Annotated in this window: 20 protein-coding genes; 8 read left to right on the top strand and 12 right to left on the bottom strand. The window is 65.9% G+C overall.

Translation table 11 applies throughout. The annotated features are described in order from the left end of the window. The first annotated feature begins 135 nt into the window (after positions 1 to 135). Positions 136 to 939 carry a hypothetical protein gene (locus BLT96_RS05650; protein ID WP_090862408.1) on the top strand — a complete coding sequence of 268 codons (804 nt, stop codon included), beginning with the start codon at positions 136 to 138 and terminating at the stop codon, positions 937 to 939. Positions 940 to 1,015: 76 nt separating this feature from the next. Then, on the top strand, positions 1,016 to 1,282 hold the full coding sequence (locus tag BLT96_RS05645) for a hypothetical protein (RefSeq protein WP_090862405.1): 267 nt from the start codon (positions 1,016 to 1,018) through the stop codon (positions 1,280 to 1,282). A gap of 267 nt (positions 1,283 to 1,549) precedes the next feature. On the opposite strand, the gene BLT96_RS05640 is transcribed toward BLT96_RS05645, so the two are convergent. Continuing rightward, entirely contained in the window at positions 1,550 to 3,922 is a 2,373-nt protein-coding gene (locus tag BLT96_RS05640) for an LPXTG cell wall anchor domain-containing protein (protein ID WP_157692166.1), read from the bottom strand. Between the two features lie 113 nt (positions 3,923 to 4,035). Then, complete coding sequence (locus tag BLT96_RS05635) at positions 4,036 to 6,021, bottom strand: oxidoreductase (RefSeq protein WP_090862399.1); 1,986 nt, start codon at positions 6,019 to 6,021, stop codon at positions 4,036 to 4,038. A gap of 198 nt (positions 6,022 to 6,219) precedes the next feature. Here BLT96_RS05635 and BLT96_RS05630 point away from each other — a divergent pair, with 198 nt between their 5' ends. Further along, positions 6,220 to 7,464 carry an MFS transporter gene (locus BLT96_RS05630; RefSeq protein ID WP_157692165.1) on the top strand — a complete coding sequence of 415 codons (1,245 nt, stop codon included), beginning with the start codon at positions 6,220 to 6,222 and terminating at the stop codon, positions 7,462 to 7,464. Positions 7,465 to 7,565: 101 nt separating this feature from the next. Here the strand turns inward: BLT96_RS05630 and BLT96_RS05625 are convergent, their stop codons facing one another. The 3 genes from BLT96_RS05625 to BLT96_RS05615 form a co-directional block, all read right to left on the bottom strand. Beyond that, positions 7,566 to 8,624, bottom strand: a complete 1,059-nt coding sequence (locus BLT96_RS05625; RefSeq protein ID WP_090862395.1) for a ribonucleotide-diphosphate reductase subunit beta — start codon at positions 8,622 to 8,624, stop codon at positions 7,566 to 7,568. Positions 8,625 to 8,703: 79 nt separating this feature from the next. Continuing rightward, a complete protein-coding gene (locus BLT96_RS05620) occupies positions 8,704 to 11,295 on the bottom strand; it encodes a ribonucleoside-diphosphate reductase subunit alpha (protein ID WP_245719233.1) in 2,592 nt (863 codons plus the stop codon). Positions 11,296 to 11,574: 279 nt separating this feature from the next. Beyond that, positions 11,575 to 12,519 carry a 3-hydroxyacyl-CoA dehydrogenase gene (locus BLT96_RS05615; protein WP_090862392.1) on the bottom strand — a complete coding sequence of 315 codons (945 nt, stop codon included), beginning with the start codon at positions 12,517 to 12,519 and terminating at the stop codon, positions 11,575 to 11,577. Positions 12,520 to 12,764: 245 nt separating this feature from the next. Here BLT96_RS05615 and BLT96_RS05610 point away from each other — a divergent pair, with 245 nt between their 5' ends. Next, positions 12,765 to 14,015, top strand: a complete 1,251-nt coding sequence (locus BLT96_RS05610; protein WP_090862389.1) for an MFS transporter — start codon at positions 12,765 to 12,767, stop codon at positions 14,013 to 14,015. A 72-nt stretch (positions 14,016 to 14,087) separates the two neighbouring features. Here the strand turns inward: BLT96_RS05610 and BLT96_RS05605 are convergent, their stop codons facing one another. Then, entirely contained in the window at positions 14,088 to 14,483 is a 396-nt protein-coding gene (locus tag BLT96_RS05605) for a winged helix-turn-helix transcriptional regulator (RefSeq protein ID WP_090862386.1), read from the bottom strand. 113 nt (positions 14,484 to 14,596) lie between these two features. Here BLT96_RS05605 and trxA point away from each other — a divergent pair, with 113 nt between their 5' ends. Further along, positions 14,597 to 14,914: a thioredoxin gene (trxA, locus tag BLT96_RS05600; protein ID WP_090862381.1), complete on the top strand. Its 318-nt coding sequence runs from the start codon at positions 14,597 to 14,599 to the stop codon at positions 14,912 to 14,914. Positions 14,915 to 14,937: 23 nt separating this feature from the next. Here the strand turns inward: trxA and BLT96_RS05595 are convergent, their stop codons facing one another. Then, positions 14,938 to 15,846 carry a LysR family transcriptional regulator gene (locus BLT96_RS05595; protein ID WP_090862378.1) on the bottom strand — a complete coding sequence of 303 codons (909 nt, stop codon included), beginning with the start codon at positions 15,844 to 15,846 and terminating at the stop codon, positions 14,938 to 14,940. A gap of 139 nt (positions 15,847 to 15,985) precedes the next feature. Between BLT96_RS05595 and BLT96_RS05590 the strand changes: the two genes are divergently transcribed. Then, positions 15,986 to 17,068 carry a YeiH family protein gene (locus BLT96_RS05590; RefSeq protein WP_197674323.1) on the top strand — a complete coding sequence of 361 codons (1,083 nt, stop codon included), beginning with the start codon at positions 15,986 to 15,988 and terminating at the stop codon, positions 17,066 to 17,068. 7 nt (positions 17,069 to 17,075) lie between these two features. Here the strand turns inward: BLT96_RS05590 and BLT96_RS05585 are convergent, their stop codons facing one another. The 3 genes from BLT96_RS05585 to BLT96_RS05575 form a co-directional block, all read right to left on the bottom strand. Next, on the bottom strand, positions 17,076 to 17,630 hold the full coding sequence (locus tag BLT96_RS05585) for a helix-turn-helix domain-containing protein (protein WP_090862377.1): 555 nt from the start codon (positions 17,628 to 17,630) through the stop codon (positions 17,076 to 17,078). 327 nt (positions 17,631 to 17,957) lie between these two features. After that, complete coding sequence (locus BLT96_RS05580; protein ID WP_157692164.1) at positions 17,958 to 18,992, bottom strand: DUF4179 domain-containing protein; 1,035 nt, start codon at positions 18,990 to 18,992, stop codon at positions 17,958 to 17,960. Then, complete coding sequence (locus BLT96_RS05575) at positions 18,952 to 19,590, bottom strand: RNA polymerase sigma factor (RefSeq protein ID WP_090864224.1); 639 nt, start codon at positions 19,588 to 19,590, stop codon at positions 18,952 to 18,954. The genes BLT96_RS05580 and BLT96_RS05575 overlap by 41 nt, the downstream gene beginning before the upstream one ends. Before the next feature lie 136 nt (positions 19,591 to 19,726). Between BLT96_RS05575 and BLT96_RS05570 the strand changes: the two genes are divergently transcribed. Next, positions 19,727 to 20,407: a pentapeptide repeat-containing protein gene (locus BLT96_RS05570; RefSeq protein WP_172824990.1), complete on the top strand. Its 681-nt coding sequence runs from the start codon at positions 19,727 to 19,729 to the stop codon at positions 20,405 to 20,407. Between the two features lie 136 nt (positions 20,408 to 20,543). Here BLT96_RS05570 and BLT96_RS05565 read toward each other — a convergent pair whose 3' ends face one another. Next, the gene (locus BLT96_RS05565; protein ID WP_090862368.1) at positions 20,544 to 22,799 is read right to left on the bottom strand and encodes a glycogen synthase; all 2,256 of its coding nucleotides are present in this window, start codon (positions 22,797 to 22,799) and stop codon (positions 20,544 to 20,546) included. A 271-nt stretch (positions 22,800 to 23,070) separates the two neighbouring features. Here BLT96_RS05565 and BLT96_RS05560 point away from each other — a divergent pair, with 271 nt between their 5' ends. Then, on the top strand, positions 23,071 to 23,781 hold the full coding sequence (locus tag BLT96_RS05560) for an HAD family hydrolase (RefSeq protein WP_090862365.1): 711 nt from the start codon (positions 23,071 to 23,073) through the stop codon (positions 23,779 to 23,781). A 69-nt stretch (positions 23,782 to 23,850) separates the two neighbouring features. Here BLT96_RS05560 and BLT96_RS05555 read toward each other — a convergent pair whose 3' ends face one another. After that, complete coding sequence (locus BLT96_RS05555) at positions 23,851 to 24,480, bottom strand: uracil-DNA glycosylase family protein (RefSeq protein WP_090862362.1); 630 nt, start codon at positions 24,478 to 24,480, stop codon at positions 23,851 to 23,853. Between the last annotated feature and the right edge of the window lie 29 nt (positions 24,481 to 24,509).

The following is a 24,509-nucleotide window of genomic DNA, read 5'->3' as shown; positions in this document are numbered from 1 at the left end:
ATAGTAAACAGGAATTTGTCCTAATAATTTCTCCACAGCTGGATTTGGAAAGACTTCCGCCAGACGCATGCGAAGTAGATGCAAGTCCGATTTTGTATCATGCCCCCACTGTTGGCGCGACGAGAGGGGCGTGGGATGCGTGAGGAACTGGACTTCAGCACGATGGGAATCACGGACGACTTCATGTTCGGGACTGTCTTCCAGGACCTGGGGCTCTGTCGTGGGCTGGTGGAGGTCCTCCTTGGGATCGAGGTGAGGGACCTCAGGATGGTCGAGCGGCAGGAGCTTGTGGACTTTGGCCCAGCGTCGCGGGCTGGAATAGTGGACCTGCTGGTACGGGACGTCGACGGCAACGTCTACGACGTGGAGATGCAGAACGGCGCAGACCCGGACATTGCGCGAAGGGCGCGCAGGTACCTCTCGCTGGTGGACGCGAGCGTCTTGGACCGAGGCCAACGCTTTGGCGACGCGGAAAACGTCATTGTGTTGTTCATCTGCGCTCACGACCCGTTTGGACGGGGGTGGAAGCGCTACGACTACCTGCGGTTGTGCGAGCAGGACGGCGAGCCGCTGGGGGATGGGACGAGCATAGTGTTCGTGAACGCGGAGGGCACCAGAGGTGACTTCGGTGACGGATTCGACGCGTTCATGAGCTACCTGCGGGATGATAATGTGATTGGTAGCGATTTCGTCCGAAGCGTGGACGACGCCGTGTGCGGCTTTCGCGACGATCCCGGGTGGAGGCGATTCAGGATGCTCTGGTCCGAGAAATACCGAAACGAGTTCGCAGACGCCTTCGACGAAGGTAAAGCCAAGGGCTTCTCAAGGGCAGTTGAGTTGATGCATCGACTTATGGTGGATGGTCGCGAGCAGGAGCTCGAAGAGGCAATGCGGGACCCGGAGAGGATGAAGCGACTTCTCGAGGAGTATGGACTCTAGTGTTGCGTGGATTGCTTGGTCATGACATTGCCCGAAGCATATGCAGCGCTGTATGCGGTTTGTGCAAGAGGCGTAGATGAGGAAGGTATTGAGGATGCTCTGGTCCGAGAAGTACCGCAACGAACTTGCTGACGCCTACAACAAGGGGTATGAGGAAGGCTATGCTGAAGGTTATGCCGAAGGCTACGTTGAAGGCTATGCAAAAGAATACGATAAAGGCTATGCTAGGGGCATAGAGCTGGCGTATCGTCTTGCGTCCGATGGTCGCGGGAATGAGCTCTTCGAGGCCGAGGACAATCCAGAAAAGCTGAGGAGCCTGCTCGAGGAGTATGGGCTCTCGTAGACAGAACGGGCGCGGAAAGGATGCTCGCAACTTTCTGCTGGAGACAGGCCGGATAACTTGCATCCCTTTCGATTTGTCCTAGATAGTCCTCTCGAAATGTCGCGTCTCTCTTTTTTGTCATCATGTTGGCTTTAGCTCCGATAGATGACTGACGCTGCCGTAGCTTAATAAGATTGTTTATGAACATTTGTATGGGGACGTCCGGTTTCTCAACTGGACGCCCCCACTACTGCTGCTACCGTGATGGCTTATTCCGTAAACCTCGAGCTACTCCGCGCGATTGCTGCGCCTTATTGTCCTGGAAAGCCCCGCAAGAGCCGTTCCAATCAGCGCGAGGATGCCAGCGGCCTGCGCACTTCCAGAGGTATCACCTGTCTTTGGAAGAGCTGACTTCGATGTGGCTACGGAAGCTTTGACGGCTGCGGGCTTCGGTGTCGCTTGTGGCTTCGGGGTTGGGGTAGGTGGCTCTGGTAGTTTTTCCCAGATTGCGTACAGGATGTCGTTTCCCTTGCCGTCCAAGAGCTCGTATACATCCAGAGAGTTCTTAGCTGCCAGGGAATCTGCTGCCACAACTCCATACCAGTCACCAGTACCGTCGGCAGCCGTGTTCCAGCCGATGAACCTGTATCCAGCACGGATGAAGCCGTTCTTCCTAACGCTTACCCTTTTAACCCAGTGGCCCTCTTCATCCAACGAGCCATTGCTGGGGTCCGTGGCTCCTGTGGCATCGTCTGCGTTCTTATCGTATATGAGGCTGTCTTCGTAGGTGTGAGCAGCCTTGATGGCGAGGGGAGTATCCTCTGTAACGTCGTACGCTCCGGGTTTGACCGACTTGGCGTGGATGTCGTCGGTCGTTCCCTTCGCTGGGATGTCTCCCACCCAACGATTGTTGGCGGAGTCATCGTACCAGCCGTCAATCTTGTCGGTACACACGTTGTTCTGCTCGCCGTCGAGACGTGCCTTGACTGCCTTGGGGAAGGCAATGCTTCCGGTGGAATAGATGTCGTCGCCTGAGATTGGGGCGTCGTTGTTGTAAATTGCAGCTCCTTCGGGCAGCGTCATGTCAGCGGCGTTCCAGATGCCGCCGCCATTGGAGGTGAACTGCCTGCCTGCCTCCTCACCGTGCGATCCATCGGTCAGGCGTCCGTTGTCGATGACGCTGAGCTTGGCTCCCGGTGCGAAGTTGACATGTGCTTTCGGGTCGCTTGCGCGAATTCCGACGGAGACGTTGTGCGCCACGCGCACCTCCGAGGATTCGTCGATGTCGGCGTTGTGAATCAGGCGGATGCCGGAGAAAAGGTCCGCATCCCAGGAATTCCAACCGTTCCCGTTGGACACGTCGATCTTGGATCCGTTTTTCACGACGAGGTTTTTGCGGACGTGCAGGCCCGTGTATCCGTTGCCACTCGAGGTGAGCGTGGAGTTGTCGAACGTGGCGTCGGCGGTAGAGAGGCCATGACCGGCGTTGTTGACGAACATGATGTCGGAATTGATTGCGGTGAACGTACCGCCGTTCGAGGCGTTGCTGGTGCAGTTCTGCACCGTGAACGTGGAGTTCTCCACGTAAACAATGGGAGAGTTTACGTAGCCGCGGTTAGTGCCATCGATGAGGAAGCTCGATCCGTTCTTTACGAAGATGCCTGTTCCGGCAGTCTCATCAAGCTGGATGCCCTGTCCGACCACGCCCTTTGTGTTCTGGCTGTTAATCGAGAAGAACGAGCCATTGTCCACTACGATGGTGGCACCGCCGTTTGCGTAGATGGCGCACTTTGCGCCGGTGGAGCCGTCGAAGAAGAAGCTGATGTTGCCGCCATTGATTGCGTTGAGCGACCCCTTAAGGCACATAACGAGCCACTTCTGATCCTCGTCCGCCTTCACCCGGTTGGCATCCGAGTTCACTACAAGGGTCGCACCGTCAATCACCATGTCGCCCGTATAGTACCAGCCGTAGACGTCATACGAGAGGGTGTGGTTGCCCTTGAAGGTAAGGCTCTTCGTGAACGTCTTGGCGGGGCTTACGTCTTTGAGGAGGGTGACGGTCGCGCCCTCCTTCGCGTCTTCGATTGCCTTGTCGATATCCGAGTAGGTGGTGCCATTTACTTCCGCAACAGCTTCTTCGGCAGGCGCCTTTGCGGGGGCGCTGCTGGCAAGAGGGACCTGTGACACGGCCGTTGAGGTCGTCTGACTTGACGATGCTTGTTCGGCACCTGCCTCACTGGCTTGCTCAATCGAATCTGATGTCGATGTCTGTGCGGGGTCTGCTGCAGCCGTGTCGCCATCCGCGGGGGTAGGCGCACTCACGTTAGGCGATACTGGCGTCTCGGGCATGGAGGCGGGTGCAGCCGTGGAGTCGGGCGCGGGGGTTGTCGCTATCGTTGCCGTAGGTTCTTCGGAAGCCGTGGGTTGTGCCGCCGGGGCCTCGGAGGAGTTCTCTGCCGCGACTGGCACGACTGTCTCGGTTGCCGCCTGTTCCGGAGATTCGCCCGTCGGCACCTCGGTCGCCTGTGCCACTCCAGGTGCGATGGCGATGGCAAGGGCGGCCGCGGCTGCCGCACCAACGGCCTTTGTCTGGAGGTCATTGTGGTTCGCCAAGCATCCCTCGCGCTCCTTGCGCAGTCTTCTGGCCGATTTTCCTGACATGAATACCTCCAATTCCATTGCTTTCATACATATAGAAAATATATCAATGCATATTGTGAAAAAGCATCAAATCTACGTGTGGCGCGCATGAGCCGGGCAACGGCGCGCCCTGGCTAGATCGTGTGAGCGACCTCGTACGCGTCCCATATGGCCGTGAGGATGTTGCCGACCTGGCGCTCGTCGCCGATTTCGAACACCTCGTAGCCGTGGCCGCGCAGGCTCGGCGCGAGGGACGGGTTGGGCCTGAAGCCCACCGCAATCACGACGGTGTCGGCGGGAAGCGTCCTGACGCCGTCCGGTCCCTGGACCACGGCGCCCGCGTCCGTCACGGAGGAGATGCGCGTGCTCGTGAGTATGGGCGTGCCGTGGTGGGCGAACGCGTCGCGTAGGTACATGGCGTTCGGCAGCGGCACCGCCGGGCCGGAGCTCAGGATGGACGGCAGCGCCTCCACGATGGTGACGTCGTGACCCTTGTTCACGAGGTCGAGCGAGATCTCGCAGCCCACGAGGCCGCCGCCGACCACGACGACGCGCTGGCCGACGCGCTCCTCGTGCAGGAGGGCGTCGATGCAGCCGAGGGTCTTGGGGTGGTCGATGCCGGGGATGGGCGGCATCACCGCGGAGGAGCCGTTCGCCAGGATGACGGCGTCCGGCGCAAGGCCGTCGACCAGCTCAGGCGTGGCCTCGACGCCCATGCGGACGTCGACTCCCCAGTCCTCCAGCTCGCCCTGGTACCAGAGGTTGAGCTCGCGCACCTCGCCCTTGAAGTCGTGCGCGCCGCCGCTGATGAGGTGCCCGCCGAGGTCGTCGCTCTTCTCGAACAGCGTGACGCGATGCCCGCGCATGGCACAGGTGCGCGCCGCCTCCATGCCGGCGACGCCGCCGCCCACCACCACGACGCTCTTGCGCGCGAGCGCCGGCGTGGGCGCGTAGTCCTTGTCGCGTCCGACGAGGGGGTTCACGGCGCAGCCGCTGGGCAGGCCCTGGAACAGGCGGAGCAGGCATCCCTGGTTGCACGCGATGCAGGGACGGATCTTGTCCGGTCGCCCGATGGCGATCTTCTTGGGCAGGTCGGGGTCGGCGAGCATCGGCCTGCCGATGGCGATGGCGTCGAAGGCGCCCTCCTCGATGCAGCGCTCGTCCGCGTCCACGTCTCCCATGCGACTGCCGCAGATGACGGGGATGCCCACGGCCTCCTTCGCGGCTCGCGCGAGCTCCTCCATGTAGCCGCGGCGGACGTAGGTGGGCGGGCAGGCGTAGTAGAAGCTGTCGTACGTGCCGGTGTCCACGTCGAGCGCGTCCACGCCGGCCTCCTCGAGGATGCGGCAGATTTGGACGCCCTCCTCCAGCGTACGGTAGGCCTCGCCCTCGCCGTCGATCGAGCCCTGGTTGAACCCCCTGACGTATGCCTTCAGCCCCAGCCGCACGCTTACGGCGAAGTCGTCGCCACACGACTCCTTGATGCCCTGGACGATCTGCGTGCACATGCGCATGCGGCCGCGCAGGTCGCCGCCATACTCGTCCGTGCGGCGGTTTGTGAGCGAGGACGCCATCTGGTCGAGCAGGTAGCCCCAGTGTATGGCGTGAAGCTCGACGCCGGGGTAGCCCGCCTGCTGTACCACGCGGGCCGCGTCCACCATCATCTTGATCTTCTCGCGCACGTCCTCCGTCGTGAGGACCGGGTTCATCTTGTCCGTGGTGCCAAAGTACGGGTTGGCGCTGGGGCCATAGGAGCCGACGCTGTTGCGCCCGAGGCCAGCGGAGATCTGGATGAACATCTTGGCGCCATACGCCTCGAGGCGGGCGAGAAGGGCGGCGGAGCTTACCGCGAACGCATGGCGGGACGCGGGCGTCGCCATGAACGAGGGGCCGAGGGCGCCGGGCTCGTCGATCTTGTAGTCCGTCATGAGGGCGCCGGTCTGCACGAGGCCCATGCCGCCCTGGGCGCGGCGCACGAAGTACTCGATTCCCTCCTTGCTGAAGGATCCGTCCGGCGCGAGGTAGGCGCCCGTGGTGGTGGGCGCCATCACGAAGCGGTTTTTGATCTGGACCTTGCCGATGGAAAACGGGCTGTTGAGGGCTTCGTAGTTGTCTTGCATGACTCCTCCTGAAGGGACGCGGGTATCCTGATTCTAGGTCGGACGCGCCGTGCGAAGGGCATCGTTTCGGCTGGCGGGCGCCTGCCTGGCGGCTGCGGCCCGTCCGCCTGACGGCGCCCTACCCACCCTGGACGCCCCCGGCGGCGCATGCTATAGTCACGGCCCTTTATCGTTTTGCGAAGAGAGGCGGGTGGCGGCGTGAGCGAGCAGGGTATCGAGCGGGAGGCCAAGGTGCCGCAGGGCGGCGCGTGGCGGCGTCCGTACTACACCATCCTCGCGGGCCAGGCCGTGTCGCAGGTGGGAAGCTCCGCCGTGCAGTTCGCGCTGATCTGGTACCTCGCGCAGGCAACCGCGTCCCCCGCGGCGATGGGCGTGGCGGGCCTCGCGGCGTTCCTGCCGGGCGCGGTCCTCTCGCCCGCGGCGGGCATCGTGGCCGACCGCCACAACAGAAAGCTCGTCTGCATTGCCTCGGACGTCGCCGCCGGCATCATGGCCGTGGGGTTCGCCCTGGCCATGGGCTCGTGGGGCGTCTCGGTCGCCGCGGTCATCGCACTTCTCGCCGCCCGCGCGGCCGCGACCTCGTTCCAGGCGCCCGCGATGCAGGCCATGGTCCCGCAGATCGTTCCGGCAGAGTCGCTCACGGAGGCGGGCGGCATGTCGCAGGCCGTAAGCAGCGCCTCGTACATCCTGGGGCCGGTTGTTGGCGGCCTGCTGTTTGCGGCGCTCCCGCTGCCGGTCATCCTGGTGACGGACCTCGCTGGCGCGCTTGTCGCGGCCGCCACGCTTGGCGTCGTGCCCGTTCCCGACCACCGCGCGCAGGGGGAGCGCCCCAAGCTCCACCCCATCCGCGAGCTGCGCGACGGCCTTGCGGTCTTCTGGGAAGACCGCGCGCTTACGCAGGTCATCGTCTCGCTCTTCGTGTTCATGGTGTTCTTCATGCCGCTCTCGTCCTTCTATCCGCTCATGACCAGCGACTTCTTTGGGCTCGGCGCCTTCGAGGGGAGCCTCGTCGAGATGAGCTGGGCCCTTGGCATGCTGGTGGCCGGCCTCGCGGTTGCGAAGGCGAACTTCAAAAACGAGGTGCGGGCGTCGTTTTGGGCGACGGTGGCGCTGGGTGCCACGTGCCTCGCCTGCGGCCTGCTGCCCAGAGGCCTTGGCGGTTGGGTGGCGTTCGTGGTGCTCTGCGGCGCGATGGGGGCAACGGCCACCTGCTACGACGTGCCTATTGTGGCGTACATGCAGAAGAGCATCGCTCCCCAGAAGCTTGGCCGGGCCTTCTCGGCGTTCCAGATCGTCTCGATGGTGTCGACGCCCATTGGCCTTGCGGTGGCGTCTCCCGTGGCGGAGGCCCTTGGCGTGAACGTCTGGTTTGGCATCAGCGGCGTGGCCATCGCCCTTCTCGGCGTGCTGATGCTGGTGCTTGAGGGCAGGGCGCGCAGGTAGGCGAGAAGGACGCGCCCCCGTCCTCGCGCTGCCCGCCGCGCTGTGAGGTGGCTTTTCTCGCCTAGGCGCAAGGTGGGCGCTTGCGCTGCGGCGCCCGTCGCCTACAGGTCGTCCACCAGCGCGGTCGACTTTGCGTACGCGGTCGAGCGCGCCTCGAAGAAGTCCGTCTTCACCATGTTCGCGTCGCTGTACTGCGAAACCCACGCCATGTCCGGCGGCTCCTGCGTGTGCTCCGGCCACAGCGTGCCGAAGCCCAGGGAGCTCCAGCGCAGGTTTCCCAGGTAGTGGATGTAGTCGCTTACCTGCTTGCTCGTGAGGCCGCAGATGTCGTCGCCAATCACGTACGTGCCCCAGGCCACCTCCTGGCGCACGCCCTCCATGAGCATCTGCCGCAGGTCCTCGATGGCCTCGGGCGCAAACAGCCCCGGCTCCTCCTTCTGCAGCTCCAAGATCATGTTGCGGAACAGCCACAGGTGGGTGTTCTCGTCGCGGTTGATGTAGCGGATTTCCTGCGCGCTGCCGGGCATCTTGCCGTTGCGCGCGAGATTATAGAAGAACATGAAGCCAGAGTAGAAGTACACGCCCTCCAGGATGAAGTTCGCCATCATCACGCGAAGCAGCGCGGGTGCGTCGCGCCGCCGCTGGAACTCGTTGTAGAGGTTCCCGATGAACGTGTTTCTCGCCAGAAGGCGCTCGTCGGTGCGCCACTGGTACAGGATGTCGTTTCGCTGCTCGGGGCTGCAGATGGTGTCCAGCATGTACGAGTAGCTCTGCGAGTGCACGCACTCCTGGAACGTCTGGATGTGCAGGCACAGGTTCACCTCGTTCGCGGTGATGAACTCGCCCACGTTCGGCAGGTTCGCCGTCTGCAGCGAGTCCAGAAACACCAGAAACGAGAGGATCTTGTCGTACGCGGTGCGCTCCGCGGGCGTGAGGTTGGGGTAGTCCTTCGCGTCCTGCGAGAGGTTGATCTCCTCCGGGATCCAGAAGTTGTTCATGGCCTGGCGGTACCAGTCCGTGGTCCAGGCGTACTTCACGTTGTTGAAGTCGTTCAGGTTGGTGGTGTTGCCGCCTATGAGGCGCCGCTGGCGCACGTCCGTGTCGCCATCGGGGTTGAAGAGCGCCTTGGGCGAGAGGGGCGTGGCATCTGTGTGCTGCATGGTATTCCCTTCGTGTGTGGTCGTGCCTGTCGTCGCGCTGCGTGCCGGCGGGAGAGGGCGTGCCGGCTGCCCTTGCCCGCTAGCTTGAGCAGCTCTCGCACTCGTCCACCTCGAGCGACTTGCTGCGGACGTAGTAGATGGTCTTCACGCCGTCGCGCCATGCCTCGAGGTAGAGGCCCAGCACCTGGCGCATGGTGTACTCGTTCGTGATGTAGAGGTTCACGGACTGGGCCTGGTCTATGTGGCGCTGGCGCACGCCGGCCGCGCGCATGCTCCACGTCTGGTCGATGTAGTGCGCGGGCTTGTAGTACCACCACGTCGCGGGCGAGAGCTCCGGCGCGACGCGCGGTAGCATGGCGCCCTTCTTCTCTTCCAGGAAGAACTTGCGCATAACGGGGTCGAGGCCGGCCGTGGTGCCCGCGATGATGGAGGTGGAGCTCGTGGGGGCGATGGCGAGGAGGTAGGCGTTGCGCAGGCCGTGCTTTGCCACGCGCGCGGCGAGCTCGCGCCACGCCGGGGACGTGTAGCCGCGCTTGCCGAAGTAGGCACCCGTCTGCCAGTCCGAGCCCTCGAACTTCTCGTATGCGCCACGCTCGCGCGCGAGCTCGCACGACGCCTCGATGGCATGGCGGTTTATGCGCTCGAACACGTCGTCCGCAAAGTCGAGGTGCGCCTGCGTCTCCCAGCCGATGCCGCGCTTCGCGAGCATGTGGTGGTAGCCGGATACGCCAAGGCCGATGGAGCGGTAGCGGCGGTTCGTGACCTTCGCGTACGGCAGCGCGTAGAAGTTGAGGTCGATCACGTTGTCGAGCGCGCGCACGGCCGTCCGCACGGTGCGCGCCAGGTACGCGTCGTCCTCCACCGGAAGCCGCCCGAGCGAGAGGCTCGCGAGGTTGCACACCACGAAGTCGCCGGGGCGCGTGGTCGTGACGATCACGGTGTCGCCGCCTTCCGTCACGACCTCCTGGCTCACGCTCTGGATCTCGCTCGTGTTCTGGGCGATCTCGGTGCAGAGGTTGGAGCAGTAGATCATGCCGGCGTGCGGGTTGGGGTTCGCGCGGTTCACGGCGTCGCGCATGAACGCGAACGGCGTGCCCGTCTCGACGGCGCTGCGCAGCACCAGGCGCACGATGTCCTTTACCGTGACGGTGCGCTTGGGTATGCGCGGGTCGGCCACGCACTCCAGGTAGCGGCGCTCCCACTCATCTCCAAAGTAGTCCTCCAGCGCATATCCGCGCGCCACCAGGATGTCGTGCGGGCACATGAGGTGCCACGGCTGGTCAAGGTCCTCCTGCGCCATGCGCCAGAAGAGGTCCGGGTAGCACACCGCGGGAAACACGTCGTGCGCCTTCATGCGGTCGTCGCCGTTGTTGGTGCGCAGCTGCAGGAACTCGGGCAGGTCGCGGTGCCACGCGTCCAGGTACACCGCGACGGCGCCCGCGCGCACGCCCAGCTGGTCCACGGCGACGGCCGTGTCGTTTATCACGCGTATCCAGCGCACGACGCCGCCGGCCGCGCCCCTAAAGCCGCGGATGCTGCCGCCCTTGGCGCGCACCTTGCCAAGGTACATGCCCATGCCGCCGCCGTACTTGGACACCTGGGCAAAGTTGTCCACGCTGCGGTAGATGCCCTCAAGGCTGTCGGGCACGGTGTCGATGAAGCAGCTGGAAAGCTGGTGGTGGGGCTTGCGCGCGTTGGAGAGGGTCGGCGTTGCCATGGTGACCTCAAGACGGCTCAGCATGTCATAGAAGCGCCGGACCCACCCCATGCGGACGTCCGCCTTCTCGCGGAGCGCCAGGTGCAGCGCGATGCCCATGAACATCTCCTGCGGGGACTCCAGCGGCACGTGGTCGTGGCTGCACACGACGTAGCGCTTCAGCAGCAGGTCGAGGCCGGGGTAGTCCAGAAGGTCGTCTCGTCCGTCGTCGATCCACGTTGCCGCGAGCTCAATCTCGCCGCGCGTGTAGCCCTCCAGCATGTACGACCCGTACAGCCCCTGGTCCGTGAGGTAGCGGAGCTTCTCGTACAGGCCGTCGATGCCGCGGGCGCGCTCCTGCCGGCGAAGTCGCCACGCCGCCACAAGTGCCAGAAGCCTGCCCGCTATGTGCGACCACTCCGGAGCCTCGGCGCTCGTGAGCTCGACGGCGGCCCGCACCAGGGCGTCCGCCCGCTCGTCCGCGCCCATGGACGACTTCGCGAAGCCGGCGAACTTCGACGCGAGCGCGGAGAGGGGATAGGTCGCGGGGTCGAACTCCCGCGAGACCCCGTCCAGCACGGCGTCGAGCGCGCGCGACATGCCCTCGGTCCCGTCGGGCGAGAAGGACGCGCCGCCCTCGCCCGCAGCCGCGTCCTGGGCGCGGGGAAACGCGAGCTCGCAGATGGCGTGCCGCGCGGCCCTGAGCTCCGAGCGTCGGTGGCGGTACAGTATGTACGCCTTCGCGGCGTCGTAGTGGCCTCTCTCCATCAGGGTGCGCTCCACCAGGTCCTGTATGGACTCCACGTCCTGCGCGTCGTTGGAGCCCAGGCGCGCCTCCACCGCCACAAGCAGCGCCTCGAGCGCGCCGGCGTCCTCCGCCGCGCCGTCGCCCACCTCCGCGAGCGCCTTTTGCATGGCGTCGCCGATCTTGCGCCTGTCGTAGGGCTCGACCCTTCCGTCTCGCTTCGTTACCACAGTCGTGTTCCCATCTGTCAGCGCGCCATGCCGGCGCGTCGTCTCGTCTGCATCATGGGGCGTCGCCCCTCATTAAATGCTACCAAACAAGTAGCAATAAAGCTGGCACAAGTAGAGGCGTGAAGCCATCTACATACCGCATGTTGTGTTTGTGAGACGCGTGATGGCGCTTGCGAAGAAGGCGAGAAGAGCAGGGCGCCCCGGCCGGAACGTTCGCATCCAGTCCGGGGCGCCCCCTTGTACAGGCATGGCACGGCTTGGGAAGCCGCCTCGCTCAGGCTACTGCTTCGGGTACTCGTAGAATCCCTTGCCCGCGTTGAGCCCCAGCTCGCCGCGGTCGATCTTCTCCTTCAGCTTTGCCGTGATCTTGCCCTGGACGGTGTTGGGGTCCTTCGAGCGCGGGTCCATGATGCCGATGTTGTACGCCGTGGTGAGGCCCACGATGTCCAGGATGCGGAACGGGCCGGCGGGGGCACCCGTGCCCAGCGTCCAGGCGCGGTCGATGTCCTCCGGCGTCGCGACCTCGTTGGCCCACAGGGCCTCGGCGGAGTTCAGGAACGGCACGAGCATGGAGTTCAGCAGGTAGCCCGGCTGCTCCTTGTTCACGCGCAGCGGGATCATGCGGATGGACGCGGCAAACGCGATCGTGGCCTCGAACGCCTCGTCGCCGGTGCCGGCGTGGCGCATGACCTCCGCCGTGGGGTGCGACCAGATCTCGTTTGCGAAGTGGAGCGCCAGGAACTTCTCCGGACGGCCCGTGGCCTCGGCAAACTGCGAGGGCAGCAGCGTGGAGGAGTTGGTGTCGATGATGGTGCGCTCGGGCAGGTGCTTCGCGAGCTCGGTGTAGAACGCCTCCTTCTGCTCCACGCTCTCCGCCACGGCCTCGATCACGAGGTCCGCGTCGCCAAAGGCCTCGTCCCAGTCCGTGGTGAGCCTGATGCCCTTGTAGGCCGCCTCGACCTTGGCCTTCGCGTCCTCGCAGCTCTGCGGGGTCACGTCCTCGCGTGGCATGAGGCCGTATGCGTAGGCGGCCGGGCTCTCCTTCATGGCGTCGAGCGTCTTGAGGTACGTTGCGTGCAGGTAGTCGAGCTTTGGCTGGCAGCGGCCGATGGAGGCCTCTGTGCGCAGCCAAATGGTGACGTCGTATCCGCTGTACGCGCTCTGGAACGCGATCTGGCTTCCCAGCACGCCGCCGCCGGCGACGGTTACCTTCTTGATGTCCATGCGGGTTCCTTCCTGCGGCATGGCCGCGTTGGCAACAGTGCTCATCTCTTACCCAACGGCCCGCCGAGCGTTCCCAAAACGGTCAGCGTCGTCGGTGAATGGTCGTTTTCGCTGGTAGTTGCGGTGTCAAAAATGCGATGTCTATCGTGCCAAATGTGAGGGCCGCGCATGGCGTCGTCCCGTCATCGCGCATCGTCCCGAACGGCTAGACTGGACGTTCCGTTACGGAAGGCGAGGGGAGTGCGATGGCGGCATCTGACAGGGGCGGCGCGCGTGGCAAGGCAGGGCGCGCCGCGGGCGAGAAGGACGGGCTCATCCGGCCCAGGCAGTGGCTGGCGCTCGCGGGACTCGCGGTCGCGGCGTTCGTGTTCAACACGTCGGAGTTCGTTCCGATCGGGCTCCTCACGGACATTGGCGCGTCCTTCTCGCTTGCGGAGGAGGGTGCCGCTGTCATGATATCGGTCTACGCCTGGGGCGTCATGCTCATGTCGCTGCCGCTCATGGTGCTGGCTTCCCGCGTGGGGTTCAGGCGGCTCATGCTGGGGCTTCTGGCGCTGTTTGCGACCGGGCAGTTCCTGTGCGCCGTGGCGCCCACGTTCTGGCTGCTGGTGGCGGCGCGCCTGGTGGTGGCGGCCGCGCACAGCGTGTTCTGGGCCGTGGTGATGGTGGTGGCCGCGCGCGTGGTGGACCCGCGCGCGTCGTCTGCGGCCATCGGGCTCGTGGCCACGGGGAGCTCCGTCGCGCAGATCGTGGGCATGCCGCTGGGGCGCGCCATCGGCCTTGCCCTGGGCTGGCGCATGACGTTTGCCGCCATGGGTGTGGCGTCCGTCGCCACGCTGGCCTACCTTGCGGTGGTCTTTCCGTCCATGGGGCCGGGGGAGCGCTTTAGGCTGTGGCAGCTGCCGGGGCTCTTTCGCAACCGGTCGCTCGTGACTCTGTACGTGGTGGTGGTCTTCCTGGCGGCGGGACAGTTTGCGGCGTACAGCTACGTGGAGCCGTTCCTGCTGCGCGTAGCTGGCCTTCCCGCGCGCGGCGTCACGCTGGCGCTTTCTGCGTTTGGCTGCGCGGGCCTGCTGGGAAGCGTGCTCTTCTCGCGCCTGTATGACGGCAACCGCCGCGTCTTTCTGGCTGCGAGCCTCCTGGGCGAGTCCGCCGCGCTTCTGTTGCTGCTGCCTGCGGCGGCGTCGCCGGCAAGCATGGTCGCGGCGCTCGTGGGGTGGGGCGCGTGCCAGATGGGCTACGGCATCGCGTTCCAGGCGGTGCTCATAGACTTTGTGCGCCCGGAGGAGGCCACGGTGGCCATGGCCATTTACTCTGGCCTGTACAACCTGGGCATAGGTGGCGGCACGGCGCTTGGCGGCGTTGCCGCGGCTCGGCTGGGCGTCGCGTCCGTCGGCGTGGTCGGTGGCATGCTTGTGGCCGCAGGCACCGCCGTGGCGCTTGCGCTTCTGCTGCCGCGCATGCGGGGGAGCAGGGCCGGGGCTGGCCCGCGCTGACGTCTGCGTCGGCCGCCGCGCCTCGCGCGCCGTCGGCCGCCGGCTTGGTCTGGCACCTGCCTTCCGCCGTGGCTACAGGTTCTTCTCGCCCCAGTCCTTCAGTTGCATGAGTATGGGCACCAGCTCGCGCGCCTGCGGCGTCAGGCTGTACTCCACGCGGACCGGCATCTCGGCGTACTGCGTGCGCCGCACCAGGCCGTCCGCCTCGAGCTCCTTGAGCGAGCTTGCCAGCATGGTGTTGGTGATGCCGAACACCAGGCGGCGCAGCTCGCCGTAGCGCAGCTCGTTCGCCTGCGAGAGCGCCACGATCAGCAGGATCTTCCACTTGCCTCCCACCGCGTCGAGCACGCGGCGCAGCGCGCAGCCAGACCCCGTGACGCTGGGGTCGGCGCTCGCGGCGCAGGGCGACAAGTTCTTCACAGCTGCGTCCGCGGTGGTGCGGTCCACGTTCTTGCTGGTAGCTGCCATGGTCAGTCTTTCCTTACCACGTATATCCAAACTGCGTACTTGCTCAGGAGAATATACCACGTACAGTGGTCTCAACGACCAAGGCGCAAGGCGCCACAAAGAGAGGAGCTACCATGGAGTACAGGTTCACGAAGGAGAACTTCGAGTCCGAGGTGCTGAAGAGCGACGTCCCCGTGCTGGTGGACTTCTATGCGGACTGGTGCGGCCCCTGCCGCGCGATGATGCCGGTGGTGGAGCAGCTCGCAGGCGAGTACGACGGCCGCGTCAAGGTGGGAAAGGTCAACTCCGACGAGCAGCCCGAGCTTGCGTCCGCCTTTAACGTGATGAGCATCCCCAGCTTCTTCATCATCAAGGACGGCAAGGTCGTGGACCAGCTGATGGGCGGCATGCCGAAGGAGATGCTCGCGCAGCATATCGACGCGCAGCTGTAGCGCTTGCCGGCGCCGCGCGGAGCCTAGCGTCCCCGCTGGCTCCCGCGGCGCCCCAGCTCGCACAGCTCCGCACACGTGCGCGCCACATCGTCCGCGAAGACGCTGCCGGCGTTCCAGACAAACGCGAAGTCGTGCCGCAGCGGAAACCCCTCCAGGTCTATCAGGCGCAGCGAGCCGCGTCGCACGTCCTTCTCGACCGCCGTTCTGTACAGGAACGACACGCCGCAGTCGCAGCGCAGCAGCTGGATGATGCCGTGCATGCTGCCCACCTGCACGCGGCGCGCAAAGTCCTCCACGCGAAGGTTGCGCAGGGCAAGGCTCTGCTCCAGTATCGCGCGCGTGCCAGACCCGCGCTCGCGCACCACAAGGCGCTCCGTAAGCAGGTCTGACAGGGTGCGCGGCTCGCGCGCAAACTCGTGGCCCTCCGCGCACGCCGCCACGAAGTCCTCCGTGGAGTACGGCAGCGTGCCGCGCCCGCTCCGGTCGAAGTTTCCCTCTACCAGCGCGAAGTCTATGTCGCCGGCGTCGAGGCGCTCGAGCAGCGCCTGGGTGTTCCCCAGCGTCACGCTTACGTTCCTTTGGGGATGGCGGTGCAGGTACGCGGCCAGGGGAGTCGCGACTGCGTACTCGCCCACGGTCATGGTCACGCCAAACGACACGCGCCTGGGCGCATCCGTTCCGCGCGCGAGCCGATCGCGCAGGCGGGCCTCGTCCGTCGCCATCTGCCGCATGGCGTCGCGCAGCTGGGCCCCGGCATCGGTCAGGCGCGTCGCCTTCCCCTCGTGCACAAAGAGCGGTGCCCCGTACTCCTGCTCCAGGTAGCGGATGTGCTGCGACACGGCCGGCTGGGTTATGCAGAGCTCCTTTGCGGCCTTCGTGAAGTTAAGGGTGTCGCATGCGGTCAGGAAGGTCCTCACCCTAAAGTCAAGCACGTCCTTCTCCTATCCGCCATGACCATAACGCAACGTTATCGATACATCATCATATATAAGTTTACGTTCAGTCATGCCTCGCGTAGAATCCTCGCGTCCGGTCGCCCCGCGGCGACACGCAATCTACGCAAGGAGTCACATGCACAAGAACCTGCAGAGCGTCCGGGGCATCCTGCCCGGCATACTGGCCTGCCTGGCCATCGCCATACCTTCGTGGCTGGCGGGCCGCGCGGTCCCCGTCGTGGGCGGCGCCGTCTTCGCGATACTCGCCGGCATGGTCGTCGCGCTCGTCTGGACTCGCAAGGGTGCGGCGGACCGGGGCATCAGGTGGACGTCCAAGTACGTGCTCCAGGCGGCTGTGGTGCTGCTGGGCTTTGGCATGGACCTGGCGGTCGTCGTGAGGACGGGCGCGCAGTCGCTGCCGATCATCGTGTGCACCATCACGACGGCCCTCGCCATCGCGTGGGGCCTCCATCGCGTGCTGCGCATCCCGTCCAACATCTCCACGCTCGTGGGCGTAGGCTCGTCCATCTGCGGCGGGTCGGCCATCGCGGCCACGGCGCCCGTGATTGGCGCGGACGACGACGAGGTTGCACAGGCCATATCGGTCATCTTCTTCTTCAACGTGCTGGCCGCGGTCCTCTTTCCGCTGCTGGGCAAGGCCATTGGCTTCAGCACCACCAGCGGAGGGCCCTTTGGCATCTTCGCGGGCACCGCTGTAAACGACACGTCTTCGGTCACCGCGGCCGCGGCGACGTGGGACAGCATGTGGCACCTGGGCTCCCAGACGCTCGACAAGGCCGTGACCGTCAAGCTCACGCGCACCCTCGCCATCATACCCATCACGCTGGCGCTCGCCCTGCGCCGCGCCAAGGCTCCCGCTTCCGCCGCTGCCGCGGAAGGCGCCGCGGGCGAGAAGAACGCGCCCCGCGCGCAGAGCTTCAGCCTCAGGCGCGCGTTTCCCCTGTTCATACTCTTCTTCGTTATCGCGTCCGTCGTCACCACGGTCGCTCTTGCAGCCGGCGCCCCCTCGGGCCTGTTCCAGCCGGTGAAGGAGCTCAGCAAGTTCCTCATCGTGATGGCCATGGCCGCCATCGGCCTCAACAGCAACGTCGTCAAGCTCGTGCGCTCCGGCGGCAAGCCGATCCTGCTGGGTGCGGTGTGCTGGGCAGGCATCACCGGCGCGAGCCTGCTCATGCAGCACGTCATGGGCATCTGGTAGTTCGCCTCTAGCCGCGGCGCTCCCTCGAGGCGCGCGCCAGGCGCGACACGCCGGCCGCCACCACGGTCAAAAGTCCCGCCAGGAAGAACGCCCACGCCATGGGCACGAGGAAGAAGTTCTCGTGCAGCACGCCCGCCGCGTCCACGTACTCCACGGAGTTCGCCTTCACAAACATGCAGAGCGCTCCCATGACCATGAGGGCGCAGCCTATGGCCACGGTCGCCATGTTCGTGCGCGCGCGGCGCCCCTCGCTCCCGTCGCGGATCAGCTTCTCGGCAAGCTTGCCGCTTTCTGCGCCGCCGTGTGCGTCCCGAGCGTCCTGAGATTCGTTCGTCTTGATCTTCTCGTCCATCCTGCCATTTCCTTCCCTTCCGAGGATGAGCCTGTCGAGGGATACGTCGAACGTGGTGGCGATGCGTATGAGCGTCTCGATGTCCGGCAGGTTGCTGCCGCGCTCCCAGTTCGAGACCGCCTGCCTCGTGACCATGAGCCGCTGCGCGAGCTGCTCCTGCGTGAGGCCCTCGCCCTGACGAAGGCCGCGTATCTGATCGCCAAAGTCCATTTCGTACCTCCTCGGCATCCACGCTCGCCCACGGTGGGCCTTGTGGCAAGAAAGGCGTGCTTGCATGTGGCGGTTGCCCCCAATGGCCGCGTCCCCATGCGCGCAAGTGTGTGTTGCCTTGGGCATCTAGCTGGGAAAACGTCGGAGTCACGCAACGCCTCAAACGCCTCGAGCACTGGCGGCGGCACTCGCCTCCAGACAGTCTACATCCCCTACGCACGTTCACGCGCGGCATGCGAAAGGCCCCGCCGGAACGTCCGACGGGGCCTTGGCTGCGCTTTGTCTTGCGGCGGTGCCGCTGGGCGAGAAGTGCCGCCGCCTTGCTCGCTACGCCGTCGCGGTGACGCCCGCAAAGCTGACGGACGCAACGTCGCCTGGGTCGATCACGCTGTCGAAGAAGGAACCCATGCTGACCACGGTCTTCCCGTCCTTCTCGCTCGAGCTGGCCGCGCCGGAGGGCACGGTCATGGTGGTGCCGTCCCTCATGGTGACGGTGATGTCGCCCAGGTCCAGGTACTTTGGCGACCATCTGCCGCTTGCGGGTGCCTTCTCGGTGTCGTTTACGGTGTAGTCGATCGTGATGCCGATGGGCGACACGCTCACGCCCCGCACGCTGCCGCCGGTGCCGGCGACCGTGAGCGTGCCCGCGGGCTTGAGGCCCACGGAGTCGCTCTGGTAGTTGAGCTTGAACTTGAGGTCCCAGCTGCCCATGGCGATGGTGCCGGCAGTGTGGTAGTCGCTGTCCTGCAGGGTGATGCCCCTGAAGCTCGTCCTCATGGTGGCGCCGATCACGCTCGTGTCCGTCGTCATCTTCGTGACCATCTGTATGGCGTTGTCGCCGGGGTCCGCGTCGTAGAAGTAGCTCTCTCCGCCTGCGCCGGACGTGCCGTCCACGCTCTGGTCAAAGTCTGCCTGCAGGGTCTTGCCGTCGATCGTGAGCGTGCCGTTCGCGCCCGTGCCCACCTTACCCAGGGGCTTGCCGTCCGCGCGGCGGATGCTGTAGACCACCGCGTAGTTGTGCTCGTCCCCCATGATGGCGTCTGCGCTGATGGTCACGCCGTCGCTCGTGGCGACCGCGTCCACCGGGCGCCCGACCTTGTTCTTTACCTTGGTTGGGGGCGTCGAACCCAGGAACACGTCGTCGAAGGCGCTTGCCACGCTCACCAGCTGGCCGCTTGCGTAGGCGTAGCCGCCCAGCCCCACGGCAAGCGCGAAGCCGGCCGCGACGGCCGCAACGGCAAACCTCGGGCGCCTGCGCGCGCACGCCGCCTTCCCGCGGATGTCCGGGCGGCTTGCGCCGTCCTTCTCGCCCTGCGTGGCGTCAGTCGCAGAAAGTGCGGCCGAGGCCACGGCCTGTGCCATCTGGCTCCTCCGTGCGGAAGAAAGAGAGATCTGATCCATCTCGTCCCGATACGCCCTCATCGTGGTTTCCATCGCTCTTCTCCTCCAAGCTCTTGCGCAGCTCCGCACGGGCGCGGCTCAGCCTCTTTGTGATGGCGGCCTCCGTCGCCCCCGTGGCCCGCGCCATCTGCCTGATGCTCATCCCCTCGTAGTAGTACAGGTACACCGCCTCGCGGTACGGGGGAGAAAGGCGCATCACCGCGGCGGTCACCCGCCCGGGAAGCTCGCTCTTCTCTACCAGCTCCTCCACCTGCGCGGACTGGTCCGCGACCTCTCCCGCCGCCGTCAGGGCGACGTTGCGGCTCCTCGCGGCGCTGCGGAGCTCGTCCTTGCAGGCGTTCGCGGTGCAGCGTATGACCCACGCCTTCTCGTGCTCCGGGCTCTCGAACGGCCTCTGCCTGCAGATGAGCTTGCAGAGCACGTCCTGGCTCACGTCCTCCGCGTCCTGCCGCGAGCCCAGGTAGGTGTAGGCAAGCCGCATGGCGAGGTTGCCGTACGTGTCCACGAGGCGCCGGGCCTCCCGCCGCACCTCCTCCTCGCGGCCTCTTGCTATTGGCATGCTGTCCTCTTTTCAGTCTGTGAGCGCTCGCCTACAACACGAGCATGGGCCAAAAACCTGACGCCGTGCCTTGGGGACGATGCGGACATGGGCTATAGTTTCCATCGTTTGCAGGAATCTGGCAGCCAGGGGTCGCATGAGGGAAAAGGTCGTGAGCGAAAGGCGCTTTCAGGGCGTCGAGCTCGTGGGGCAGATCGTGGCGCACGAGCGCTTTCTGCGCTGCGAGTTTGTGGGCTGCGTCGCGGACGGGTGCTCGTTTGGGGGATGCACGTTCGAGGAGTGCAGCTTCGTGGGATGCCGCGTTGCGGACCCGCGCTCGCAGAACAGCTTCCTGCGCGCCTGCGACTTCGAGGGCTGCGAGCTCGTGGGCGTGGACTGGTCGCTCTGGTGGCCGGAGGACAGGGGCGGCTCCGCGCTTGCCGGCGTGCGCTCGTGCCGACTGGAGCAAAACGCGTTCGACGGCCTGAACCTGCGCGGAAGCTCGTTTGCCGGCAGCGCCGTGCGCCAGAGCCGCTTTGATGCGTGCGACCTGCGCGATTGCGACCTGCGCGGCTGCGACCTTTATGGCACGGGCTTTGCGGACTGCCGCATGCAGCGGGCGGACCTCACGGGCGCCCGCGGCTACCGCCTGAGCCTGTTGCGCAACCGCGTGCAGGGCGCGCGCTTCACCTACCCGGATTGCCTGGCGCTTCTTGAGGGCACGGGCGCCATCGTGGTTCCGGGCGAGGCCGACGCCGCGCCTGCGGACGACGCGCCTGCGGCCGGCGTGCCCTCGGGCGAGAAGGACGGCCGTCCCGGCGCGCCGGCGGCCTCGTAGGCCACGCGCTTCTCGCCCCGCGCAAAGCGAGGCCCGGCCCCCGCGACGACCTCTGCGTCGGGGAGCCGGGCCATGTGGTGCCGTCAGCCTTGGTTGGGCCTGGGCTGTTTGTGCGCGAGCCCGCCGTGCGGACGTGCTACTGCGTCAGCTCGAGGTACAGGTCGCGGTACTGCTTCGCGGACTTCTCCCAGCTCACGTCCTTCGCCATGTCGCGCTGGACCATCTCGTCCCAGCAGAAGCGGTTCGTGAAGAACAGCGTCTTCGCGCGGTTGACGGCGTCGTACAGAAGGCCGGCGTCGTAGCGGTCGAACGTGAAGCCGTTGCCCTGGTTGCTGAACTTGTTGTACGGCTCGACCGTGTCCTTCAGGCCGCCGGTCTCGCGCACGATGGGGATGGTGCCGTAGCGCATGGCGATGAGCTGCGTAAGGCCGCAGGGCTCAAAGCGCGACGGAACCATGAGCGCGTCCACGCCGGCGTAGATCTGGTGCGAGCGCGCCTCGTCGTACATGATGTTCGAGCAGACGGTGCCCTTGTACGCGTTCTCGTAGTAGCGGAACGAGTCCTCGTACTGCGCGTCGCCCGTGCCCAGAAGCACGATCTGCGTGTTACCGTCAACAAGGCCGGGGATGACGGCATTCACCAGGTCCAGGCCCTTCTGGTCGGTCAGGCGCGATATCAGGCCAAGGATCATCTTGCCGTCGTCCACCTCCAGGCCCAGCTCCTCCTGCAGGGCGCGCTTGTCCTCGCGCTTGCGCTCGATCACGTTCCCGCCGTCGTACGGCGCCGCGATGAACTTGTCGCGCGCCGGGTCCCAGATGTCCACGTCGATGCCGTTCACGATTCCGCGCAGCTTCCAGGAGTGGTAGCGAAGGTGCGCGTCCAGCCCCTCGCCGTACTCCGGGCTCTGGATCTCCTGCGCGTAGGTGCCGCTTACGGTCGATATCATGTCCGCGTACGCAAGACCGCCCTTCAGGATGTTCGCCTCGGTCCAGTCCTGCTGCAGCGCGCCCTCGTTAAAGACGTAGTCGGGCAGGTTCGTCCAGTACTTGATGGTGGGGATGTTGTACTTGCCCTGGAAGCGCAGGTTGTGGATGGTGAGGACCACCTTGGAGCGGCCGAGCTCCGTGTTCTGGAACATGGTCTTCAAGAACAGCGGCACGAGCCCCGCCTGCCAGTCGTGGCAGTGGATCACGTCTGGCGTCCAGTCCAGGAAGTTGAGCGCGGCGAGCGCGGCCTTGCTGAAGTAGCAGAAGCGCGGGATGTCGTCCACCAGGTTGGTGTACGGGTCGCCATAGCTGAAGAAGTCCTGGTTGTCGATGAAGTCGTACACCACGCCGGAATCGTCCACGTACTCCATGATGCCCACGTAGAAGCTGCGCCCGTCGGAGCACAGGTCCATGTCGAACGCCCCGCGGTACACCATCTTCTCTTGCCACTCCTGCTTGATGCAGGCGTAGCGCGGCAGGATGACCTTCACGTCGCAGTTCTGCTTCACGAGGGCCTTCGGCAGCGCGTACATCACGTCGCCCAGGCCGCCCGTCTTCACGAACGGGTAGCACTCGGAGCCGATGAAGGCGATGGAGCGGCGCGGCTGGGGGAGAGGAGCGGGCTCCGGCTTTGGTGCCGGCGCGGCCTTCGGCTCTGGCTTGGCCGCAGCCTTGGGCTCTGCCTTGGGTGCCGGCCTTGCCTCGGGTTTGGACTCAGCCTTGGGCGCTGGGGCAGCCTTGGGCGCGGGGGCCGCCTTGGGTGCTACCTTCGCGGGCGCCTTCTCGACAGGCTTTGCCTCAGCCTTGGGCTCGGCCTTCTTGGCGGCAGGCTTTGCGGCCGGCTTCGCTGCAGGCCTGGACTCGGCCTTCTTGGCGGCAGGCTTTGCGGCCGGCTTCGCCGTAGGCCTGGACTCGGTCTTCGCGGGTGCCTTCGCCGCTGGCTTCACCGCAGGAGCGGGCTTCTCAGCCGCCTTCGGCGTAGGCTTCGCGGCCGGCTTCGGTGCCGTCTTGGCCTTCGGAGCACTCTTTGCCTCGGGCTTGACGGCGGCCTTCGCGGCCGGTTTCGCCTCGTTCTTCTCGCCCGCGGGCTTTGCGGCGGCAGCAGGCTTCGCAGCTGGCTTGGGCTCCGCCTTCGCGGCGGCCTTTGCAGCAGGCTTTGCAGCCGGGGTTGCCTTTGCCGCGGGCTTCGCAGCCGGCTTTGCTGCCGGCTTGGGGGATGCGGGCTTCGGGGTCGCGGCGGCCTTTGCGGCGGGCTTTGCCGCCGGCTGCGCGGCGGCCTTGGGCTCCTCGGTCTCCTTCGGTGCCGAGGCGGGTGCCGATGCCTTGGGCGCCGGCTTCGCGGCGGTCTTGGGCGACGCCTTTGCGGCTGACTTTGCGGTGGAGGAGGTCCTCTTCTTGGTAGCCATGTGCATTCCCCTTATCGGATCTATGGTTCTGGCGGCCCAACGCGCCCGGCACCTGCCGTGGGACGGCCGCTCGCATTCCCTCCATTGTACTTAATGGCGCCGCGCCGGACGCGTCTTGGGGTTGTCTGGTGGCTGTTTGCCCCTGTGCGTGGGGTGCGGCGCCGCCCGCGGAGGGCGTGCGTCACCGCGCTGGCACCCGGGCCTTTTCGGCGGCGTTTCGGACCGCGCAAGGCGCTTGCGCGGACGTTTAGCCGCGCGCTACAGTGGGCGCATGGACGCGATTCTGTTTGACATGGACGATACCCTGTACGACCAGGCGCTGCCCTTCGCACGTGCCGTGCGAAGGGTGCTGGGAGAAGTGCCGGGCGCCACGGCTGAGGGCCTGTACCTTGCGAGCCGCCGCCGCTCCGGCGAGGTGTTTGCGGCGTACGCGGCCGGCGAGCGCCCGACGGACGCCATGTACGTGCGGCGCATGCAGCGCACCATGGCGGAGTTTGGCGTGCACGTGGATGAGGCGTGCGCCCTCAGGCTCCAGCGCGCCTACACCGCGCGCGACGACGCGGGCATGGTGCTCTCTTCCGCGATGGCGTCCGCGCTGGACTGGTGCCTGGAGCATGCGCTCCACGGCGTGGGCATCGTTACGAACGGCACGCCGGAAAGGCAGATGGACAAGTGGCGCGCGCTTGGCCTGGGCAGGTGGATACGGCCGGAGCACGTGTTCGTTTCGGACGCGCTCGGCGTAGCAAAGCCAGACCCCGCGATATTCAGCACGGCGCTCTCTGCCATGGGCGCCCGCGCGGCGGATTCACTATACGTGGGCGACGCGTTCCAGACGGATGTGGTGGGCGCCCGCGCGGCCGGCATGCGCGTGGTGTGGCTCAACCGCAGGCGCCGCGCCGTGCCGGAAGGCGCCCGCGTGCGGCCGGATGCGGAGGTGCGCTCCGACGAGGCGCTTCTCGCCCTCTTGCGCACGTCCTTCTAGCAGGCGCCGCGCCGTGCCGCAGCCGGTTGCCACAGCCGGTTGCCGCGTGCGGGTGCCGCAGACGGGCCCTCAGCTCAGCGCGTCCGCCACGCGGCGGCGCAGCTCCGGCACCACGTCCTCCTCGAACCACGGGTTCTTCTTCATCCAGATCTGGTTTCGGGGCGAGGGGTGCACCAGCGGAAAGCGCTCCGGCAGGTAGGAGCGGTAGTCGCGCACGACGTCCGTCAGCTTTGCGGAGCTCTTCAGCCCCAGGTAGCGCCTCGTGGCGTACGAGCCAATCAGCACGGTCAGCCTCACGTCCGGCATTAGCTCCAAGAGCCGTGGGTGCCACTTTTCCGCAAAGCCCTTGCGCGGAGGCAGGTCGCCGCTTCTGCCCTTGCCCGGGAAGTAGAAGTCCATCGGCATGATCGATACCCGTGTCGGGTCGTAGAACGTCCGTGCGTCCATCCCCAGCCAGTCGCGCAGGCGCTCGCCGCTCTTGTCGTTCCACGGGATGCGCGTGTCCTGCGCCACCCTGCCGGGCGCCTGCCCAATGATCACGATGCGCGAGGTCGCGCTCGCGGTGTACAGCGGGTCGATTCCCGCCTGCGTGTACGACTCGTTCTGCGGGTCCGCCTTGATCGCCCGGAATATACGCGCGAACCTCGGGTCTTCCTCGCCCGACTCGCCCTGTGCCTGCCGCGCATCTTCCTGTCGCATGTGCCGTCGCACCGTCCTTCTCGCCAATC

Source organism: Parafannyhessea umbonata (assembly GCF_900105025.1).
GTDB classification, from domain to species: Bacteria; Actinomycetota; Coriobacteriia; order Coriobacteriales; family Atopobiaceae; genus Parafannyhessea; species Parafannyhessea umbonata.
The sequence above is the reverse complement of the archived record's forward strand: the minus strand, read 5'-3'. Positions and strand labels throughout refer to the sequence as shown.

What these genes read in the sequence shown, in the direction of transcription:
- BLT96_RS05650 (WP_090862408.1), top strand. Translation starts at nt 136, where the DNA reads ATGCGTGAGGAACTGGACTTCAGCACGATGGGAATCACGGACGACTTC.
- BLT96_RS05645 (WP_090862405.1), top strand. Translation starts at nt 1,016, where the DNA reads ATGAGGAAGGTATTGAGGATGCTCTGGTCCGAGAAGTACCGCAACGAA.
- BLT96_RS05640 (WP_157692166.1), bottom strand. Translation starts at nt 3,922, where the DNA reads ATGTCAGGAAAATCGGCCAGAAGACTGCGCAAGGAGCGCGAGGGATGC.
- BLT96_RS05635 (WP_090862399.1), bottom strand. Translation starts at nt 6,021, where the DNA reads ATGCAAGACAACTACGAAGCCCTCAACAGCCCGTTTTCCATCGGCAAG.
- BLT96_RS05625 (WP_090862395.1), bottom strand. Translation starts at nt 8,624, where the DNA reads ATGCAGCACACAGATGCCACGCCCCTCTCGCCCAAGGCGCTCTTCAAC.
- BLT96_RS05615 (WP_090862392.1), bottom strand. Translation starts at nt 12,519, where the DNA reads ATGGACATCAAGAAGGTAACCGTCGCCGGCGGCGGCGTGCTGGGAAGC.
- BLT96_RS05610 (WP_090862389.1), top strand. Translation starts at nt 12,765, where the DNA reads ATGGCGGCATCTGACAGGGGCGGCGCGCGTGGCAAGGCAGGGCGCGCC.
- BLT96_RS05605 (WP_090862386.1), bottom strand. Translation starts at nt 14,483, where the DNA reads ATGGCAGCTACCAGCAAGAACGTGGACCGCACCACCGCGGACGCAGCT.
- trxA (WP_090862381.1), top strand. Translation starts at nt 14,597, where the DNA reads ATGGAGTACAGGTTCACGAAGGAGAACTTCGAGTCCGAGGTGCTGAAG.
- BLT96_RS05590 (WP_197674323.1), top strand. Translation starts at nt 15,986, where the DNA reads ATGCACAAGAACCTGCAGAGCGTCCGGGGCATCCTGCCCGGCATACTG.
- BLT96_RS05585 (WP_090862377.1), bottom strand. Translation starts at nt 17,630, where the DNA reads ATGGACTTTGGCGATCAGATACGCGGCCTTCGTCAGGGCGAGGGCCTC.
- BLT96_RS05580 (WP_157692164.1), bottom strand. Translation starts at nt 18,992, where the DNA reads ATGGCACAGGCCGTGGCCTCGGCCGCACTTTCTGCGACTGACGCCACG.
- BLT96_RS05575 (WP_090864224.1), bottom strand. Translation starts at nt 19,590, where the DNA reads ATGCCAATAGCAAGAGGCCGCGAGGAGGAGGTGCGGCGGGAGGCCCGG.
- BLT96_RS05570 (WP_172824990.1), top strand. Translation starts at nt 19,727, where the DNA reads ATGAGGGAAAAGGTCGTGAGCGAAAGGCGCTTTCAGGGCGTCGAGCTC.
- BLT96_RS05565 (WP_090862368.1), bottom strand. Translation starts at nt 22,799, where the DNA reads ATGGCTACCAAGAAGAGGACCTCCTCCACCGCAAAGTCAGCCGCAAAG.
- BLT96_RS05560 (WP_090862365.1), top strand. Translation starts at nt 23,071, where the DNA reads ATGGACGCGATTCTGTTTGACATGGACGATACCCTGTACGACCAGGCG.
- BLT96_RS05555 (WP_090862362.1), bottom strand. Translation starts at nt 24,480, where the DNA reads ATGCGACAGGAAGATGCGCGGCAGGCACAGGGCGAGTCGGGCGAGGAA.